The sequence below is a fragment of the Alteromonas sp. ABV4_515 genome, assembly GCF_056160345.1.
In genome coordinates this window covers 379492-398750 of the sequence record NZ_JBSWWZ010000005.1, presented here as the reverse complement: position 1 = coordinate 398750, position 19259 = coordinate 379492, and the positions used below count along the sequence as shown (strand labels likewise).

Annotated in this window: 14 protein-coding genes; 4 read left to right on the top strand and 10 right to left on the bottom strand. The window is 48.6% G+C overall.

The features are described from left to right. Positions 1–33: 33 nt before the first annotated feature. Entirely contained in the window at positions 34–369 is a 336-nt protein-coding gene (locus tag ACXAGX_RS13940; protein ID WP_474839025.1) for a DUF3718 domain-containing protein, read from the top strand. 101 nt (positions 370–470) lie between these two features. Here ACXAGX_RS13940 and poxB read toward each other — a convergent pair whose 3' ends face one another. Beyond that, a complete protein-coding gene (gene poxB / locus ACXAGX_RS13935) occupies positions 471–2192 on the bottom strand; it encodes a ubiquinone-dependent pyruvate dehydrogenase (protein WP_474839023.1) in 1722 nt (573 codons plus the stop codon). Positions 2193–2471: 279 nt separating this feature from the next. Between poxB and ACXAGX_RS13930 the strand changes: the two genes are divergently transcribed. Continuing rightward, complete coding sequence (locus tag ACXAGX_RS13930) at positions 2472–3953, top strand: carboxylesterase/lipase family protein (protein WP_474839021.1); 1482 nt, start codon at positions 2472–2474, stop codon at positions 3951–3953. Positions 3954–4016: 63 nt separating this feature from the next. On the opposite strand, the gene ACXAGX_RS13925 is transcribed toward ACXAGX_RS13930, so the two are convergent. Next, positions 4017–4979, bottom strand: a complete 963-nt coding sequence (locus tag ACXAGX_RS13925) for a DMT family transporter (RefSeq protein WP_474839019.1) — start codon at positions 4977–4979, stop codon at positions 4017–4019. 132 nt (positions 4980–5111) lie between these two features. On the opposite strand from ACXAGX_RS13925, the gene ACXAGX_RS13920 reads away from it, so the two are divergent. Next, positions 5112–5603: an Lrp/AsnC family transcriptional regulator gene (locus tag ACXAGX_RS13920; RefSeq protein ID WP_474819368.1), complete on the top strand. Its 492-nt coding sequence runs from the start codon at positions 5112–5114 to the stop codon at positions 5601–5603. Positions 5604–5697: 94 nt separating this feature from the next. Here ACXAGX_RS13920 and ACXAGX_RS13915 read toward each other — a convergent pair whose 3' ends face one another. The 6 genes from ACXAGX_RS13915 to ACXAGX_RS13890 form a co-directional block, all read right to left on the bottom strand. Further along, positions 5698–6300 (bottom strand): gluconate 2-dehydrogenase subunit 3 family protein, encoded by a 603-nt coding sequence (locus tag ACXAGX_RS13915; RefSeq protein ID WP_474839017.1) that lies wholly within the window; start codon positions 6298–6300, stop codon positions 5698–5700. Next, complete coding sequence (locus tag ACXAGX_RS13910; protein WP_070125318.1) at positions 6300–7991, bottom strand: GMC oxidoreductase; 1692 nt, start codon at positions 7989–7991, stop codon at positions 6300–6302. The genes ACXAGX_RS13915 and ACXAGX_RS13910 overlap by 1 nt, the downstream gene beginning before the upstream one ends. Before the next feature lie 308 nt (positions 7992–8299). Beyond that, positions 8300–9463, bottom strand: coding sequence for an AGE family epimerase/isomerase (locus ACXAGX_RS13905; protein WP_474839016.1), 1164 nt, complete (start codon positions 9461–9463; stop codon positions 8300–8302). Between the two features lie 89 nt (positions 9464–9552). Next, positions 9553–10545 (bottom strand): patatin-like phospholipase family protein, encoded by a 993-nt coding sequence (locus ACXAGX_RS13900; protein WP_474839015.1) that lies wholly within the window; start codon positions 10543–10545, stop codon positions 9553–9555. A 180-nt stretch (positions 10546–10725) separates the two neighbouring features. Next, a complete protein-coding gene (locus ACXAGX_RS13895; RefSeq protein ID WP_474839014.1) occupies positions 10726–12099 on the bottom strand; it encodes an alkaline phosphatase PhoX in 1374 nt (457 codons plus the stop codon). Between the two features lie 243 nt (positions 12100–12342). Next, entirely contained in the window at positions 12343–15054 is a 2712-nt protein-coding gene (locus ACXAGX_RS13890; RefSeq protein ID WP_474839013.1) for a M14 family zinc carboxypeptidase, read from the bottom strand. A 207-nt stretch (positions 15055–15261) separates the two neighbouring features. On the opposite strand from ACXAGX_RS13890, the gene ACXAGX_RS13885 reads away from it, so the two are divergent. Beyond that, entirely contained in the window at positions 15262–16566 is a 1305-nt protein-coding gene (locus ACXAGX_RS13885; protein ID WP_474839012.1) for an OmpP1/FadL family transporter, read from the top strand. An 85-nt stretch (positions 16567–16651) separates the two neighbouring features. Here ACXAGX_RS13885 and ACXAGX_RS13880 read toward each other — a convergent pair whose 3' ends face one another. Both ACXAGX_RS13880 and ACXAGX_RS13875 read right to left on the bottom strand, forming a co-directional pair. Next, the gene (locus tag ACXAGX_RS13880; RefSeq protein ID WP_474839010.1) at positions 16652–17404 is read right to left on the bottom strand and encodes a copper resistance protein B; all 753 of its coding nucleotides are present in this window, start codon (positions 17402–17404) and stop codon (positions 16652–16654) included. Further along, entirely contained in the window at positions 17397–19187 is a 1791-nt protein-coding gene (locus tag ACXAGX_RS13875; protein ID WP_474839008.1) for a copper resistance system multicopper oxidase, read from the bottom strand. Before ACXAGX_RS13875 ends, ACXAGX_RS13880 begins: the two co-directional genes overlap by 8 nt. Positions 19188–19259 lie beyond the last annotated feature (72 nt).

Here is a 19259-nt window from a genome sequence, read left to right as displayed (position 1 = left end):
CCACTCTTTAAATAATTGCAAAGGATATAAATTATGAAAGTATTAGCGAAAACTCTGGCGGTAGTAGGTTTATTTTCTGGTTTGACTGGTGCGGCAATGGCAACGCCTGAACTGTATGTTGCTGATGATGCGGCGTCTTCAAAAATTTGTGTTACTGCTGCTACCGGCGATAAATTCGCGCTGCGTTCTGCCATTAAAGATGCGGGCCTAACCAAGCAATATGTTAAAAACAAAATTACCTGCAACGACTTGCCTATCGTCAGCTTCGTTGCTCAGTACAGTGAGAATCCGCAGTCGGTTAACGATTTCATTACTAGCGGCCGTTACTCAGAAGAAAATTACTTAGCCAGCCTTAACGCTGCTCAGTAATTAGCATGGTAATGGTTTTACCCGCATTGCTTTTGTATCGATGTTGTTCAGTTCACAGGGGTTGGTGAAAAACGATTTGTCGATGCAATGCGGGTTAAACATTATCTCAACAGGTTTGTTTTTCCCAGCTCTACCAAGGCATTACCATCGCCATTCAAAATGGCTTTCAACATATAGAGGCTAAAGCCTTTAGCCTGTTCAAGTTTCACTTTCGGTGGCATAGCCAGTTCTTGTTTTGCCGTTTTCACTGACAACAGATAGGGCCCTTCACTGGCAAGCATAGTTTTCACCGCTTGTTCCAGTTCGCTTCCGTTTTCCACGCAGGCCGCTTCGATTCCAGCTCCTTTCGCTATCTTAGCAAAATCCGGGTTATCTAAATCGGTATCGTGTGAGTAGAAACCTGCTGCTTTCATTTCCATTGCGACAAATCCGAGTGAGTGGTTGTCAAACACCACCAATTTTACCGGCAGTTTATGCTGCTTAAGCGTAAGTAAATCGCCCATCAACATCGAAAAACCACCGTCGCCACACAGGGCAACCACCTGACGATTCTTATCAATACTTTGAGCACCAATGGCTTGCGACATAGCATTTGCCATCGAGCCATGATTAAACGAACCCAGCAAGCGGCGTTGTCCATTCATGGTGAGATAGCGGGCAGACCAAACCGTTGGTGTGCCCACATCACAAGTGAAAATGGTGTCTTCATCGGCATGCTCATCTATGAGTTTAGTGAGGTACTGTGGATGAATTAGCGTTTTGTTGTCTGAAGGACGGGCAAGTTTGTCCAGTGACTTTCGCGCACTGTGATAGTGGTCTCTGGCAGCATTAAGGAAACTGGCGTCATCATTGCGTTGAAGCTTTGGCAACAAGGTTTTCAAGGTTTCTTTAACGTTACCTTGAATAGCAAGATCAACGTTGGCATGAGCACCCAATGCCAGCGGCGATTTATCTACCTGAATGATGGTTGCGTCTTGTGGATAGAATTCGCGATAGGGAAAAGCGCTTCCGAGCACAATGAGCGTGTCGGCATTTTCCATAGCATGATAGCCAGACGAAAAGCCAATCAGGCCGGTCATACCAACATCATAAGGGTTGTCGTATTCTACAAACTCTTTGCCCCGCATCGCATGAACGATAGGCGCTTTGAGGGTTTCAGCAAGATGAATAAGCTCTTTATGGGCATGTTTACAACCTGCACCCGCAAGAATGGTGATTTGATCTGCATTGTTCAGCAGCAACGCCATGTCGTCGATGCTTTCATCATTTGGTGTGATTGTCGGCAAGGCCGGCGCTTGCCAGTTCATTGCCGCCGTTGGCGCATCGAGCAAAGCGACGTCGCCAGGCAGTACGATAACGGCTACGTCTTGCTCTAAAATGGCTGTGCGCATAGCTACTTCAAGGACATAAGGTAACTGCTGTGGCGAAGTGATCATTTCGCAATAAGCACTGCACTCGGAAAACAGCATTTTGGGATTGGTTTCCTGGAAATAGCCTGAACCAATTTGATGAGAGGGTATATGGCTGGCAATGACCAAAGTGGGAACATGGCTACGATGGCAGTCGTACACACCGTTGATAAGGTGCATGTTACCGGGCCCGCAAGAACCCGCACAAACAGCAAGCTTGCCTGTGACCTGACCTTCCGCGCCAGCAGCAAAAGCGGCGACTTCTTCGTGTCGGGTGCCAATCCACTGTAACGATTTATGTCTCTCCAGCGCGTCGCTAATGCCATTGAGAGAGTCACCCGTTACGCCCCAAATCTTTGTAATGCCCGCGTCAGCCAAACTGTCTACCAGATACTCAGCAATCGTTTTTGACATGATGATGTCCTTGATATCTTTGATAACCCGGGAGCAGCGAATGCGCATCCGGGTTGAAGGTGTGAAAAGAGGTCTGTATAAACTGATACGCAGACAAAGAGTCTGTTGGTTTTCTGTTCGTCCACATCCTCGGTAGATTAAACGCATCGGACCAATTTCGGCGAGACATAGAACGGCTAAGATGTTAATTTACTGTTACTAATCAGCAGTTTGATAACATATTTTTTCAGCTGCATCATCAATTGCTCGTCTACAAAACTCTGTAAATAAGGAAAATCTATGGGCGTTTCTTCCCGGAAGTTTCTTTCAGCGGCAGCATTGCTAGTTGCATCCGTCGCCTTTCCTTCACAAAGCGTGGCGCAAGAACAGCCGTTACGCCATACGCCGGCGGGTGACATTGTGGGAACGGATGTCAACGGGGTTAACGCTTTCAAAGGGATACCGTATGCAAAGGCGCCGGTTGGTAAACTGCGCTGGCAACCACCGCAGGCAAAAGAGGTCACATCCACCCCGATAAAGGCTATCGAATATGGCAACAGCTGCCCGCAACAAAATAAGGCGGATACCAGCGAAGATTGCCTTTTTATTAACGTATTTACGCCGCAAGACGTCAGTGCTGATAGCAAGCTACCCGTTTTCGTGTGGATCCACGGCGGTGGTTATGTCGGTGGTGCAGGAGATTTACCTGAAGACGTGGTTGCGCGTTGGGTGAAAGAAGGCATGGTGGTTGTGTCGTTTAATTATCGACTGGGCGCGCTGGGCATTTTTTCACATGCGAAACTTGCACAACCTGAAGGGGCGAATTTCAGTATTATGGACATGACTGCCGCGCTGGCGTGGGTGCAGACCAATATCGACAGTTTTGGGGGGGACGCAGATAAGGTAACCATCGCTGGGAACTCTGCTGGTGGCATGGCCATTCAAATGATGATGGTGACAGCGAAAGGTGCAGGGAAGTTTCGCGGTGCAATATCGCAAAGTGGTTATGGTAGCTGGCCGTTACCACGTACCGCTGATGTCTCAATAGTGAAGGGCAGTGCCAGTGCGGAAGCCATTTCCCGCGCCATTGCCACTAAAGCTACGGGCTCATTACAACCCACGTTGGAAACATTATACGCTACACCCGCGGACGCGTTTGTAAATGCCATAGACGGTTTTCATCTCCCCGTGGTAGACGGGATTACCCTTACCGATGAGCCCGCCAGATTATTTGAACAAGGTAAGCAGCACGCGGTGCCTTACATCAGTGGCGGTAACAGTTATGACGGTAGTGTTTATCCTTATGCCGGTGTCGCACCAAGTCGACTACTAACCATGATTACGCCGGTGAAGGACAAAGTAACGGCTGCTTACGGGTTGGCCGAACCTGCTTTGACAGCACTGCCATTTCAACATTTGTTTGGCGATATGCGTTATGTCATGGCGGGCTCTATTACTACCCGCGCCATGGCGAATGTGGGGCAGCCGGGATATCGGTATTTCTTCGACGTAGCACAAACCGATAAACCAGGTGCTGGCCACGGCTCTGAAACCGGCGCATTATTTGCCGGCAACGAGCCTGCAGTAAAAGCCATGCAGGCTTACTGGCGTAATTTCATTATTACCGGTAACCCCAATGGGAATGGTTTACCGCAGTGGCAAGCTGTCTCTGACAACAATCAAAACTGGATGGTATTCGACGATAAAGCGCATCTTGAAAAGCAGGTGAGAGAAAACAAATTAAATCTGCTGGAGCAAGCGTATCAACAGTGGCATGACTAACCCGTTCTTGTCGCGCAGAATAGTCTTACTGTAAAACGCTTATCGTTCAAGGGCCTGAATTCATCAGGCCTTTTTTATTTTGGTTCTACTGGCTCTTACCGAAACAATCGCAATACCGCAAAGAATAATTGCGCCACCGGCAGCCAGACTCACAGACAGCGTTTCACCCAGAAAAATCACCGACAGCAGTAAACCAGAAACAGGCACACCGAGCATCGCATTAGACATGGTTGAAGATGACATCCACCGGCTTGCACTGTTTATAATGACAAAACAAAAAGCGGTAGCCAGAGGCCCTACATAAGCCATTACGTTCCAGAAGTTAGTCGACACCGTCATATCAAAGGGGCCTTCTATATGCCGAGCCATGAAAAATAGCGGTATTGCCGCTGTGAGCATTTGCCAGGGCGCCAGTTCATAGGCTGAAGAATCCCCCTTATAATGGCGAACATGTAAAATTGTCATTGCCCAACAGAGTGAACAGAACAGCAGCAGCATATTGCCCGCAACCACATTGCTATCTTGCCAGTCTATTGCCATCGGATTCAGCATCACCAAAACCCCAGCCAAACCCACAAGGGTGCCAATGGTTTGTCGACGCGTTAATCGTTCACCAAGCACGAAAACCGCAACAGGCATAACCCACAACGGCGTGGTATATCCCAATACGGCTGATCGGCCGGCATCGACAGATTGCATGGCCACGGAACCCAACGCCGTGAACATCATCATTTGAACGAGTCCTACGCTGGCGATTAAAGGGAAATCCCGCTTAGTGGGAAGTCGACATTTTCCTGTCAGCAATTGCAGCGCAAACAAACAGGCGCAACCCGTGGCAAAACGCAGGGCAGAGAACCACAGCGGAGAAACATATTGCAGGCCGGTTTTCATTACCGGCCAGTTCCCACCCAACACAATGATTGCCAGTGCCAGAAGAATAACGGCCCAGACCTGACGGGCAGCACTGATAGAAAGAGAAAGTGATGGAGCCTGACTGGTGAGTCCGGTTGCTGCAGGAGATTTCATATACCCTCGATAACCAACATTTTAGGGCGGTAAGTTTACGTTGGCTCGGCCAGAAAGTTTTTCCTGAAAATCTTGAAATTGACGCTATAAAAGAATATTTTTCTTTAAATTGTGATTTTGGAAGAAAATGTCATGGTAAGTCTCGATAAGACAGATATAAAGATCTTGAGCGCATTGCAAGACAATGCCCGTATCACTCACGCCGAATTAGCAAAATTGGTAAATCTTTCCACCACGCCCTGTTATAACCGGGTAAAAGCACTGGAAGAAACTGGACTAATTCGGCAACAGGTCACATTGCTTGAAGCAGAAAAGCTTGGCCTGAACGTTAACGTTTTTATTCACGTCACGTTGGAAAAACAAGTGGAAGAAGCATTGCGGCAATTTGAAAGCGCCATCAGCGATCGCGATGAGGTAATGGAATGTTATCTAATGACAGGGGAAGAAGATTATTTGTTACGTGTGGTAGTGCCGGATATCAAAGCCCTGGAGAAATTCATATTACAACACCTGAGCAAAATTCCTTGTGTATCGAGTATTCGTTCGAGCTTTGCACTGAAGCAAGTTCGCTACAAAACCGCGTTACCGCTGCCAGAGAAAGGCGTCACCCTTAAAACTGACTGATGTCCGCGTTCGGGCGGGTGGCTTTACTTTTAGAGAATAGAAAAACGGGAGTGAAAACTCCCGTTTAATAAGCGTTAACCTTGGCAGGTGAGGCTTAGAGTGGCCACACCGTCATCCAGGCTTTATCGCCTTTTTTGTACTCGATATCGCGGTAGTCACCGGGAATATCCACGTGTCGCAGTACCTGCGTACCGCCGACTTTTGAAGTGAAGAAACCGAAAATCATCAGCTGTTTGTACAGGGTGAAATAGTGTGGCAGCCCTTCATAATCGCTGCCATCCCAACCTGTGCTCTCGCCATTGTTAAAGGCAAGCGCTTCGGTATCTAGCGCTGAAGCCAGTTCGGTTTTTTGCTTATTATTCAGGCTTACAAACGGTTTTCCGTACTGACTTTTAGCGCGGGCATCGACATCTGCAAAGCCAGCTTCCATCAGTTTTTGCTGTTCGGTGGTGTAGCCCTCACGCATCATACCAATGAAGAAGGTAGGCAGTCCGGCATCTTTCGCTCCTGGCGTGTCTGTGCGAGGCAGAACGGTTTCACACAGTTCGGTGATTAACGCCACGGTGGCATCGGAAAGCCCTGATTGCGCAACGGTAGTTAGCGGGGCTTGCTCTTCCCATACGGCCATGGCCGGAGAGCAAACCAGTCCAGCACCGGTAGCGGTAGCAATCAGTTTTAATAGTGCACGACGTTCCATTATAGGTTCCCCCGCTTCAGTTCTTCTACTGCAAAGTCAGCGGCGCGGGCTGTCAATGCCATGTAAGTCAGTGATGGGTTTACGCATGAAGACGATGTCATACAAGCGCCATCTGTCACAAATACGTTGGGTGCATCCCACACCTGGTTGTGCTTGTTGAGCACAGAGGTTTTCGGATCGCGGCCCATGCGTGCAGTACCCATTTCATGAATACCTTTACCCATATGGTAGGTGGTTTCCCAGGCGGTGGCGTTCTTAAGACCAATGCTGTCGAACATCTCAACGATGTCTTCTTTCATTGCCTTACGCATTTTCAATTCGTTGTCGCGAATTTTCGCGTCCATTTCCAGTACCGGCAGTCCCCACGCGTCTTTCACGTCATGGTTAAGGCTCACTTTGTTTCTGTGATCTGGCAGAATTTCACCGAAGCCGACTGTCGACACGCTCCACGGACCTGGCTCACTCAGGCCGTCTTTCAAACCTGCACCGATACCCATTCCACTAGCATCGCGACTGAAGCCTGAACGAGAGGCATTACCCTGGAAGCCGAAGCCACGCAAGAAATCACGCTTGTCGTTACCCCAGTTAGCAAAGCGAGGAATGTAGAAACCGGTAGGGCGGCGACCATAAATATACTTGTCGAGATGCCCTGGTACTTCAGCCATACCGCCAAGCATGTAATGGTGATCCATCACGTTGTGGCCGAGTTCGCCAGAGCTTGAACCCAAACCGTTGTCCCACACGTCGCGGGCAGAGTTCATTAGCAACCACGCTGAGTTCAGTGCTGATGCATTCAAGAACACAATTTTGCTGTGGAACACTTCGGTAAGGCCGGTTTCTGAATCAACAATTTCAACGCCGGTTACGCGTTTGGTGTCTTTGTCGTAAATCAGTTCTTTTACAATAGACAGAGGGCGTAGTGTTAGGTTACCGGTTTTCAGCGCTGCGGGCAGGGTAGCCGATTGTGTACTGAAGTAACCGCCGAATGGACAGCCCGTCCAACACTTATCACGGTGCTGACATTTTACTCGACCTTGTTCTGGGCGCTGTTCGGTAATATGCGCAGTACGGCCCATGATAATGTGGCGCTCGCCCTTATATTGTTTTTTCAGGCGTGCTTGTAAGTCTTTTTCTACGGCGTTGAAAGCGAAAGCAGGTAGGAACTCGCCGTCTGGCAATACGTCCAGGCCGTCACGACTTCCTGAAATACCAGCAAATTTTTCAACATAAGAATACCAGGGGGCCACGTCTTCATAACGAATTGGCCAATCTACACCAACGCCTTCTTTGCCATTAGCCATAAAATCTTCAGGGTTAAGGCGGTAAGACTGACGACCCCACAGCAGTGAACGGCCACCTACTTGGTAAGCACGGAACCATTGGAAAGGTTCTTTTTCAACGTAAGGAGAAGTGCTCGCGCTGGCCCATGCACCCATAGTCGGTTCATTGAAAGGATAACCTTTACCGCGGGCCATGTTGGGTTCAGCAGCTAACTGTTCCAGACTTGGACGACCGTGGTGAGGGTAGTCCCACAGATTTTTGGTCATGTTGGTGTAGTCTTTAACGTGCTCAACATTCTGACCACGTTCAAGCATCAATACTTTCAGGCCTTTTTCGGTGAGTTCTTTGGCGGCCCAGCCGCCACTGATCCCAGAGCCTATAACGATAGCATCGTAGGTATTCTTAGACATTTTCGCCCCTGTTGCTGTTTTTGTTTTCCGGCCGTATCTCAAAGAGTTGTGGTGAGCCGAATGGTGGATTGACCTTAACCGGATCGTCCGGAATTTCAATCAACGGAGTTAACAAAAAGTAAATTTAATAACACTATAATGTATTTATGTCATCGATGTCATTAATAATTTGTATAAAGAGGGCGGTCAAGAATAAACTATTATGAAAGCGCTTACTCGCGTGTGACATATGGCCTTGTTTTACTGCGATAAAGCCATCGCAACTAAACTGTGCGTCATTGTTAAATTTGCTTTTCTGGCTCTCGGTGTCAGACCAGTTCAGTGTAAAGTGAGCGGGCTTCCTGATGTGCCATACATAAGTGATACAGGGTACTTGCTGGCATCATTGCTTCCACCGGCGTGCCGTCGGCGGCAATCACATAGGTATAATGAGCCGGTAGTGTTGGGTGGGAAAAGCCGTCTATCAGTTGGTTAATGGCAAATGTCGCATCAGAAATGTAGTGATTGCTGGTGGAGGCGTCGGCGTGATCCCGCATAACCAGAGCAGCTTTAATCCATTCTGTCATCGGCCAACTTTTAAAAGTTTCAGAGACCACTTCTCCCTGAGGGGTAACAGTATCTGCCAGCCAGCGATAACCGTCTGGAAGACCCATTTGACGGGCGTTGTTGTAAAGCGTTTGCTGGTAGTGCTGCGTGCTAATGCCACTGTGGCGTTGATATTGATTTAATAACCACACCCATTCCATCATATGACCCGGTTCCACAACGGTGTCTTTATCTGGGCAGGGTTGCCAGTCAACGGTGAAAAACTCAAGCAACACGCCATGTTGGGCGTCGTAAAAGTGTTTTTCAAATAACGTGTAAATGCTCGCAGACATGTCTAGCCAAAACGTATCTCGACTCACCGCGTACAGTTCCAGAAATGCTTCGAACAAGTGCATATGCGGGTTTTGACAACGGATGTCATGAACGTAAGTGCCTTCTAACCAGCCCCCATGTTCACTGGCTAATACATCGTTAATGTGCAAGGCCAGAGCGCGGGCTTTTTCAAGTGCGCTGTCGTCATTAAAAGCAGATTTTTGCCAGGCAAAGGCGAGAAAGAAAAAGGCGATGTCATAGAGGTCGGAGTGCGCGTTTTTGATGTTGTCAGATGCATCTAACGACATAGGGTAATAGCCGGGCAAGCTGTCCTGACACACCGTGTCTATAAAACGATTTAACCCAGCGGCTAACGCTTTTGCCTCAGGTATCAAACCATTTTTGTAGCAGTACGACAACGTAAATAGCTGTCTGGCTTGTACCCGCAAACGTTTATCTGCCTGCCAGTCTGGCTGACCTTGTGCGTTAAAACGCTCTAATGCAGCACCACATTCGGCAAAACCGAGTGTTGTCCATTTTGGCAAGAGCTCTTGCGAGAGCCAGTGATCAAAGCGTTGAAAAGCTTGCTGAAATTCACGTTTGACCGTGTCCATGGACTACTCCTGCCGGGTACTATCTGAAAAATCTGAGCTGATATTGTAATCATCAACGGCGGGTGAGGGTAGTCTTTTCGTTTTCTATACTAACTAAACAAACCTACAACATCGCAACTGTCTCGCTTGCCAAGATCGCCGCTATTGGTTTCAAGCCAATGCTCAGCTGTGGCAACGCCTTCGTCATGTAAACATTGAAGAAACTCACTTGAGCTATTGTACTTACTAAATTGATCAAGCGAATTCATAAGTTCTTCGTTTTCAATAAGGTGCGTATGCATCTGGCGTATTTTTTTCTCGAACTCGCCAGATACCAAGCCCCAGCGTTGTGATGACATTTTCACATCGAGAATACCTCGCATTTCTCGCAGAAACGCACAATGAAAGGTAAGTTCGTTCACCCGATCTTTAATTTGCGCGGTTTTTTGTGGCAAAACGGTGCGTTGTAAGGGCTGCAGCAGCACAATTAGCACGTCTTCTGCTTCACAATCGTGAATTAGCGGATATACCGCGGGATTACCAGAATAGCCACCATCCCAGTAATGTTTGTTGTGAATTTCTATGGCCTTATAGAGATTCGGTAAACACGCGGAGGCCAATACATGTTCAACGGTTAACTCTTGTTCGCGAAATAATTCAAGTTTTCCGGTGGTTACTTCAGTAGCAGCAATAAACAGCGAGTGCGGGCAGGCAAGCTGCAGCGCTTTAAAATCGACCAAGTCAACGAGCACATCTTTTAACGGATTAATATCAAGCACGTTAATGTCATACGGGGAAAATTGTTCAAACATGCTCATAAAAAGCTTGTTGACTGACTGCTCAATAAAATTAGGCACTGGCATTTTAATGCCTTTTTCTGCAATGGCATGCCAGAAATCACGCAATTGGTCTTTTGCACCCTGACGTCCGCCTTTCCGCCAGCCTTCCGCTAGCATTACCGCGTTCATCGCGCCTGCGCTGGTGCCGCTCACCCCCTCGAAGCTCAACCACTGCTCATCGAGGAGTCGAGATAATACACCCCAGGTAAATGCACCATGCGCGCCGCCACCTTGCAATGCCAAGTTGATGGTAAGTGGTTTCATTTGGCTTCCCTCGTCAAATTTTTGCTGCTTTGCAGCATTTTCATTGTAACTATACGAAGGAAATCGGAATTGGAGTAGTAATTTGTTTGAAAATTAATCGGTTTGCGGCGCATGTCGTTGTCGACAGGTGTTATTTTTATTCAAAAACACCTGCCGACATTCACGGGAGAGGGGGGGATTTTAGCTTCTCACCGACCAAGGGCCGGTTATTGCGAGGGTTTTCGCCGGGGCATACAAATTAACGAATAAGGTGCTGCCATCGGGTGAGAAACAAGCCCCTGCCAGTTCCGTTTGGGCCCGTAATTTAGCGAAGTTGTACACCCGGCCTTCAGGAGTGACGCCCCGAAGATGATTATCAACGATATCGGTGTATTGATCTTCACACACAATGAGGTCGCCAAATGGGGCAACGGTAAGGTTGTCGCCAAAATTGAACAGGGCTTTATCGGTGCTTTCTAAAAATAGCTGAATACGGCCCGGGTTGGTTTTTTCACCATCCGTACCTTCAACCGATGAGGGTTGATAACGCATGATCTGACCAAGCTGTTTGTTGCCACCATTAGTACAACAAAAATAAAGCTCACCGTCGCCCCAGTGAATACCTTCACCTCGGGCAAATAACGCTGCGCCATCGGCGTAGCCCCGTTGACGCAAATCATCTTCCGGGCTTTCCGGATTTTCCAAATCAATCCATTCGGCATCAAACCATTGGGCTGCAGGCATTGTGGCATCGGCCCAGTTTCGGCTATCAAACTGCTTACTCCCCTTAATTACCAACGCTTGTAAGCGTCCTCCTTCAGCGAGTTTACCAGCCACAGTTGGGATGAAGCGGTAGAACAAGCTGTCGCCACGGTCTTCCGTCATATAGACAATGCCGGATTTCGGGTCAACTGCTGCCGCTTCGTGATTAAAGCGGCCCATGGCCTTAAGCGGTTCTGGCGCAACCAACTGCTCTGCAGAAGCCGGGACTTCAAAAACCCAACCGTGTGACTTGCTGTTTTCAGCTGAGGGTACCGCAACACTTTCTTCGCAGGTTAACCAGGTATTCCATGGCGTAATACCACCTGCACAGTTTCGGATGGTGCCACAGAGGCTAATAAACTGATTTTCCACCTCACCGCTAACCAGGTTGTACACAATGTTACTGGTGCCACCTGGTAGGGCCGTTCCCGCAGCGTTGGTATCAAAGGCCTGGGTGGTTTTGTGCGAGGCAATGGTAGTATGTTGCTTGGCGAGATCGCCGGGTTTGAGCTCATGGTTACGTACCAGCACAACGCGATGGTCATCAACCCGGAAACATCCCATTCCATCAGCTTTGTCAGGCACATGCAGCCCGTCGTTCATGGGGTCACCCAGCTCAGAGATAATTTGGTAGCTAAATCCTTCGGGCAGGTCTAGTAAGCCTTTTGGATCTGGCAAAAGTTTACCAAATCCTGCGGCGGTCTTAAGGCTGCCTTTTCCATAAGCCCCGGTGGCATTTGCAAGGCCACTGAAAGCGGTACTTCCGGCTGACAAAGCAGCCATTCCAAAAGTAAATTGTCGACGTGAAATCATATTGTTTTTCTTTGTGGTGATTAATCCGCTTCAAAAAAGCAGAACAAAATAAAAAAGAGATATTGTTATATTGTAACAATACCTCTTTAATTAACAGTCGTCTGTGACGTTTACGTTAAACCGGGTTGAGTGAAGCGGAAAACCCGACGAGTGTCAGTCTCGCTCCATTTGGAATTACTGTTTTCAGTCGCGTTTTGTTCTCCGGTTTTGGGTTGTCTTCCCAATCATCACATCGCCTTAGGATTAACGGTAAGGTGTTGCGTGCGCCGCGCCACGGAATACCGCATTTAGCATCATCACATTCAGGCCATCCATAAACGCCCGGCTAGACGGGTCTTGGGTAAAGCTGATTACCATGCCATTGCCTGAAGGTTGATACATCAGGAAGGGCTTGTAGGCCATTTGCTCCTGATTTTCTTTCCACAAGTAACCCGATGCCAGCAACTCATCGCCCCCTTTAAACCAGGCCAAGTTTTTGCCTGCATCTAACTTAATAGGTGCATAGATGTCGTTACCCACTACCATGCTCACTACATTGGGGTTCACACCCGCAGTTAACCAGTGCTCTTGATCAACTTCCACATTGGCTAATACACCGGCTACATAGTCTGGTGATCGCTTTTCATTTTCAATGCGCTGAATAAGGTTAGATTTATCCTTAATGAGAGAACCGTCCACGTGACCGCGATGGTCAGCGGTTTCATCCGGACTCATGCCATCCTGATTTAGCGCATATTCCATACTGGCATCCAGTAAACCTGCTTCAGAACCCGCCACGAATGCGGTAGCTGAACCAAGGGTAATGAGCACGCCGCCTTGATTAACCCAGGATTTCAAATTTGCAGCGCCTCGTTCGCCCAGCGCGCCTTGATAAAAACCGGAAGGCAGAATAATGACTTGATAATGGTTCAGGTTGCGGCTCGCCAGCATGTCGCTACGAATAGCGGTAACCGGGTAGTTAAACTGGCGTTCGAGAATAAAGCGGGTGCTGCCCGCACTCAACGAACTGGTAGGGCTATCCCAAGCCATTGCTATTTTCGGTGCCACCATGCGCGGCGTGCCGCGGCTGCCAAAGCTCGGGCCATCGACTACCCAGCTTGTGTCGACGCCGGTAACCAGTGCACCGGTATCCGCAGCAATGGCTTCAATACGCTGCTGAATATCGCCATCGTTGGCTTTCACTTCAATAATCAGTGACCCGGCAGGAAATGCGCGCTTGTCATCTAAGGTAAACGCTTCGTCAGCGCTTTTCAGGTGAATACCTTCACGAAACGCTGCTGTTAGGAAGCGCCCAGCGGCGGCATCGCCCCAGGGCACAATATAAGCAACAGATGCATCGGCGTTTTCAACATTGCCTTTTAATTTGTCGTCGGCTGCAACCAGCGAACCTTTTACTGATAAGCCATCGTCACAACTGACGGTTTCGATATTGAACAGCAGCGGCAGTGACCAGGCGGTGACATCATATATCTGGTCACGAAGCTTGCGACCACGACGACGCTCTTGCTCTTTGATGAAGTCCGCAGACATATCAACCTGCTGAGTGAAGGTGGTTTTCACAAAGCGACCACGTGGCTGCGCGGTATCGATAATGTAGGCACCTTCGCTGTAGCGATTACCACAGGCTTTAAATGCTTCAGATGCCTGCGTCACTTCTACGCCGTGTTGTGCCATCAATGTTGCAAGACGGTGACTGCCTGCACGGTCGGTGGTAGCGGGAATAATAAAGGTGCGCTCATCATCTTTTTTACCCATATCGATGGCATTCACCGAATACTGGTAAAAATCGCCAAGGATCTTTTCTCGGTTATCGGCAGCAGTCTCCAGCGTAGCCATAGAGGCGACAAAGTGTTTCTGAACCGGCTCGCGGAATAAGGCAACATGGCCATCGGTGGTGCGATAGGCCATGCCGCGGGTAGAAGCAACCTCATAAGTTGCCGCTGATGCACCATAAAACGTTGGCCAGCTGTCTCCATAGCCAGGATAGAAAGCGTCGTAGACTTCTCGGGTAAAATAATCAAAACCAAAACGATCGAAGTGCTTGGCGTTGTTTCTGCCGATCAAGTCGTTGTTATCTAACTGTGCCTTTTGCATGTGCGGGTTAATAGGGCTGGCAGAAGGTACGAAAAAGTAGCTCGAATCGCCGCCCATTTCGTGTAAATCAATCACGATGGTGGGTTTGTAGTGATTCAGTGCGTCGATACGGCCTGCTGTTTCGGGCTGGGTAATGGCAAGCCAGTCGCGGTTCATATCAAATAAGTAGTGATTGCTTCGACCACGAGGCCACGGCTCGTTCTGATCAACACTCAATCGGTCTGCACTGTCTTCTAGACCCACCATTGAATAGTAGTTAGCAATAAAACGGCTGCGACCATCCGGGTTTTGCAGCGGGTCTATGAACACCAGGGTATTGTCCATGACTTTGTTTACTAAGGGATCATTCTGGGCGGCAAGTAAGTGGTAGGCTGTCATCATGGCAGCATCGGTACTGCTAATTTCATTACCGTGTACGCTGTGCTCTAACCACACTGAAGACGGGGTAGACTGAATCAGCTTTTTCGCGTCCGCTTTAGACGTTTTACGCGGGTCAGCCAAACGATTCATGTTCTCTGAAAACGCGTCCAGATTGGCAATGTGCTCGGGTGAACCAATGGCCACATAAATTAAGTCGCGGCCTTCCCAGGTTTGCGCATATTTAACCAGTTTTACCTGGCTAGGGGCTGCTTCAGCCAAAGCTTCGAAATAACGCAACATATCAGGGTGTGACGTAATGCGGTCGCCTGTATTATAACCCAAGACATCTTTTACCGAGGGAATAGATTGCTTATAGGTTGCGCCCGGCCACATCTGTATTTGTGTTTCGGACGTATCAGAATAAGGCGCGGCCATGGTCGCGGGCGCCAGCATCAGCGCGGTGGCCAACGCTGATACACTAAAAAGTTGTTTAATTGTCATAGTGTGTGTCTTTTTTCTTATGGTAGAGCCAGTTTAGCAAGGAATAAATCGGCTCAACAATTCGCTAATCACCCCATATCGAAGCTTTATCGCATTCAAATTACGGTTATTCGTCGTAAAAATGCGCACTTGTCATAATTTAAGTTGAAGCCTGCAGGTCGAACCAGTAGGATGCCGACCCATTTTTTTAACAACCGTGAGACATTCATGACACATCGTTCTTTTGTACGTTCTTCTCTCGCGCTTACCTTGGCCGGTCTATTTTCATCTTCGGCACTGGCTGCGGGTTTTCAGGTAAATGAGCACAGCGCTAACGGTCTGGGGCGGGCCATGGCCGGACAGGCCGCCAAACCCGAAAATGCCAGCATTCTGGCTACTAACCCTGCGGCAATCACTGCATTTGATAATTCTGAATTCAGTGCTCAAATCAGCTATTTGAATCCAGAAGTTGATATTCGTGGTGAATCTACCGCTACCACCGCAGTGGGACCGGTTACGTTAGACGCAAGCGAAGAAGATGTGGCTAAATCTGCTGTTATCCCGTCATTATTTTATACCAGCCCGGTTAATGAACAGTGGTCGTGGGGCTTAGGTCTCTTTTCCAACTATGGTCTGGCGACAGATTATAGCGATAGCTACAACGCGCTGAACTTTGCTGACGAAGCAGAAATTACTTCTATTACCGTGAACCCTGCGGTTGCCTATAAGCTGTCTGATACGTTGAGTTTAGGCCTTGGCCTTAACATTACCTATGCAGATGCCAAAATAAGCACGTCTATTCCTCAAGGCGTGGCGCCTTACCTGGGTAACCCTGCGCTGGGTAATCTCACCATGGTAGAAATGTCGGGTGACGATGTAGGTTTTGGTTGGAACGTGGGCGCCTTCTGGACGCCTTCTGAGGCAACTTCTGTCGCGCTAAGCTATCGCGCTGAAACTCAGTTAACGCTAGAAGGAAATATCTATTCTGATCTTGGCGTGTTAAATCCTGACCTCGGTACCCTGTACAATCAAGGCGGTAGTCTTGATTTGAATTTTGCCGCGATCACTGAATTAGCCGTTGATCAAAAACTGGATGAGAAATGGTCTGTACAGGCTAGTGTGAATTACACTGACTGGAGTACGTTTGACAAACTCGAAGCGAATCTGGACAGTGGTTACGATTTATTGCTGAAGCAGGAAGATTTTGAAGATACCTGGCGTATGAGTGCAGGGGTAACGTATATCATGAATGATGAACTGACACTGCGCGCGGGTTATGCCTATGATGATGGTGCGGTAAGTCGTGCACACCGTTCTTTAAGTATCCCTGATACCGACCGTCATTGGGTAAGTGCAGGTGCAACCTATTCACTCACCAAAGACACAAGCATTGATGCTGCGTATGTATACATTAAAGGTCGCGAGGCCAACGTGGAGCAACAGCGCGCTATCGGTCCAGTAGTGACCAATTTAACCGCGACAGAGCATGCTAAAGCCCATATCCTGAGTGTGCAGATCAATACTCGCTTCTGAGTATTGCGCTAACAACAAAACAAAACGGGGCGCACTATTTTCACGTAACAGTGAAAACGTGCGCCCCGTTTCTTTTATGTCAGATTCAGAACCACATTCTGACGCCGGCAATTGCACCAAATTCCGAAGTGTCTTCACCCAGTCTTTCCGCACTGTTCGCCGTTTGTCCCAGTTGCTTTTGCCAGTAAACACCCAGGTAAGGAGCAAACTCTCGCACAATTTCCTGTCGATAGCGTAAGCCTACCCGAACCGATTCTACGCCTGCTTCGCGCCCAAAACGGGTTGAATCCGTGATGTTGGTATTCACGCTAAGACGAGGCTGAAGGTAACTGGTTTGTGTGAGCAGGAAGTCGTATTCCACTTCATTAAGCCACTGCACATCACCTTGCTCATTAATTAATAATGACGAATCAACTTCAAAATAATAAGGCGCGAGCCCGGTAAGACTGAACACCGCATAATGCTCTAAGCCATTGTCAGACGACAGTTCCCCTTTGACTCCTAAACCCGCCTGTACCGACCAGAATGTTGAAAGTAAATAGCTATAGCTAACATCAGTTCGCTCCAAATCGGTAGGCGCGCCGTCGTTTTGTTGATTTTCACCTTCGGTTCTCAGCACAATGCGATGATAATCGCCGCCGTACCAGGCTGTGGTATCCCAGGTGAAAACATTTTCCTGGTTATCGTTCCGCGTGACTTCCAGTCTATCGAACATAACCTGGCCGAAAAACATTTCACTCATAGGAGAGGGCCAGTCAGACTTGTCTGTTCCGGCGTAAGCCGCTAACGACGAAGACACGGCAGCGGCGAACAGTGACATCTTCATCAGTTTATTCATGATGATGCCCTCCGTGACTGACTTTCACGACACGAAACATGCCTGCATCCATATGGTAGAGCAGGTGACAGTGGAAAGCCCATTCACCCATGGCATCGGCGGAGATCAGAAGTGACACTTTTTCCGCAGGTTTAACACTGATGGTATGTTTTCGTGGTCGCGGTGACTGGCCATTTTCCAGTTCCATCCACATGCCATGCAAATGAATGGGGTGGTCCATCATTGTGTCATTCACCAAAATAAGCCGCAGACGCTCGCCGTGGGTAAAGTGAATTGGCCCATCAACTTCACTGAATTTCACGCCATCGAAAGACCACATATAGCGCTGCATATTACCGGTAAGATGTAATTCGAGATTGCGTGTGGGCTCACGTTCGTCGCCCCAACCCTGTGCCCCCACTAAATCCTGATAAACCAATACCCGACGACCATTGTTTTCCAAACCTAACCCAGGCTCATCTAAACGCGACCGGGGATTAGCCGCAATCATGGCTGCGCCAGGCCCATGGCCATCTTCGTCGTGATGAATAGGAATATCGTTTACCGGTACTTTTAGTGGCATATGTCCGCTATGCGCCATTGAGGGCATATCGTGATTCATTTGGCTGTGATCCATGGACGGCATGTCATGATTCATTTGGCTGTGATCCATGGAAGGCATATCATGATCCATACTCATTGCATCCATTCCCCGTTCGGTGATGGTGCGTCGCGGCGGAATTGCGCCAGTCAGCCCTGCTTTGGGTGTTAAGGTTCCGCGCACAAAGCCACTTCGGTCCATACTTTCCGCGAACAGGGTATAGGCTTGGTTTCCAACTGGTTCAACAATAACGTCGTAACTTTCGGCAATAGCGATACGTAGTTCTTCAACGGCAACGGGTTTTACCGGTTGGCCATCGGCGGCAACCACGGTCATGGTGAGACCCGGAATGCGGAAGTCGAAATACGTCATGGCAGATCCATTCACCAATCTGAGTCTGATTTTTTCACCCGGCTTAAATAACGCTTCCCAGTTCATCACGGAGTCACGGCCGTTCATCAGATAGGTATACACGCTGGCGGACACATCAGCGATGTCACGTGGGTCCATGCGCATGTCGTTCCACATTTTGCGCACTTGCCAAGTGTCCATAAGGCCTTTTTCTTCCACGTCTTTCAAGGTGTCGAAAATAGTCCGTTTTTGATAGTTAAAGTAGCCTTCTGATACTTTCAGGTTGCGAAAAATATCGTGTGGATCTTCAAACGACCAGTCAGACAGCAGAATTGTATGTTCGCGGTCGGCGCCAATATCTCCGTTTGCTGGTGTAATAACCAGTGGCCCTAAGTGACCAATTTGCTCCTGTAAGCCGGAATGGCTGTGATACCAGTAAGTGCCACTTTGGTTGATATCAAATTCATAGCGGAAAGTTTGACCAGGACGAATACCTGCAAAGGATAAACCCGGTACCCCATCCATATTGGCTGGAAGGATGATACCGTGCCAGTGAATGGAGGTGTCTTCCTGCAGGTTGTTGGTTACGTCAATCACCGCCCGCTGGCCTTCTGTGAAGCGTAACAACGGCCCAGGCATCTGCCCGTTAATGGTTATACTTTTTGCACTGTTTCCGTTGAAACTAAACGGACGTTGATCGATACGTAACGCGACGGGTTGGTTAGACGCAACACCGCCTGTGGTTCCTTGGGCATGGGCCCATCGTGGTGCAGCCTGGTACAGCGACATGGCTGACAGCGAAGTCACGGCGCCACATAGAAAACGGCGTCGTGAAGAATTAGTTTCACTCATTTTTTTATCCACATTTTAGATACAGAACATATCCGGGCATTTCGTTTATCCGGTATTGAATCGTAGGTTTGT

Excerpts from the sequence above, each read along its gene's own strand:
- ACXAGX_RS13930 (WP_474839021.1), top strand. The coding sequence starts at position 2,472 with ATGGGCGTTTCTTCCCGGAAGTTTCTTTCAGCGGCAGCATTGCTAGTT.
- ACXAGX_RS13900 (WP_474839015.1), bottom strand. The coding sequence starts at position 10,545 with ATGAAACCACTTACCATCAACTTGGCATTGCAAGGTGGCGGCGCGCAT.
- ACXAGX_RS13880 (WP_474839010.1), bottom strand. The coding sequence starts at position 17,404 with ATGAATAAACTGATGAAGATGTCACTGTTCGCCGCTGCCGTGTCTTCG.
- ACXAGX_RS13925 (WP_474839019.1), bottom strand. The coding sequence starts at position 4,979 with ATGAAATCTCCTGCAGCAACCGGACTCACCAGTCAGGCTCCATCACTT.
- ACXAGX_RS13910 (WP_070125318.1), bottom strand. The coding sequence starts at position 7,991 with ATGTCTAAGAATACCTACGATGCTATCGTTATAGGCTCTGGGATCAGT.
- poxB (WP_474839023.1), bottom strand. The coding sequence starts at position 2,192 with ATGTCAAAAACGATTGCTGAGTATCTGGTAGACAGTTTGGCTGACGCG.
- ACXAGX_RS13920 (WP_474819368.1), top strand. The coding sequence starts at position 5,112 with ATGGTAAGTCTCGATAAGACAGATATAAAGATCTTGAGCGCATTGCAA.
- ACXAGX_RS13905 (WP_474839016.1), bottom strand. The coding sequence starts at position 9,463 with ATGGACACGGTCAAACGTGAATTTCAGCAAGCTTTTCAACGCTTTGAT.
- ACXAGX_RS13915 (WP_474839017.1), bottom strand. The coding sequence starts at position 6,300 with ATGGAACGTCGTGCACTATTAAAACTGATTGCTACCGCTACCGGTGCT.
- ACXAGX_RS13940 (WP_474839025.1), top strand. The coding sequence starts at position 34 with ATGAAAGTATTAGCGAAAACTCTGGCGGTAGTAGGTTTATTTTCTGGT.
- ACXAGX_RS13875 (WP_474839008.1), bottom strand. The coding sequence starts at position 19,187 with ATGAGTGAAACTAATTCTTCACGACGCCGTTTTCTATGTGGCGCCGTG.
- ACXAGX_RS13890 (WP_474839013.1), bottom strand. The coding sequence starts at position 15,054 with ATGACAATTAAACAACTTTTTAGTGTATCAGCGTTGGCCACCGCGCTG.
- ACXAGX_RS13895 (WP_474839014.1), bottom strand. The coding sequence starts at position 12,099 with ATGATTTCACGTCGACAATTTACTTTTGGAATGGCTGCTTTGTCAGCC.
- ACXAGX_RS13885 (WP_474839012.1), top strand. The coding sequence starts at position 15,262 with ATGACACATCGTTCTTTTGTACGTTCTTCTCTCGCGCTTACCTTGGCC.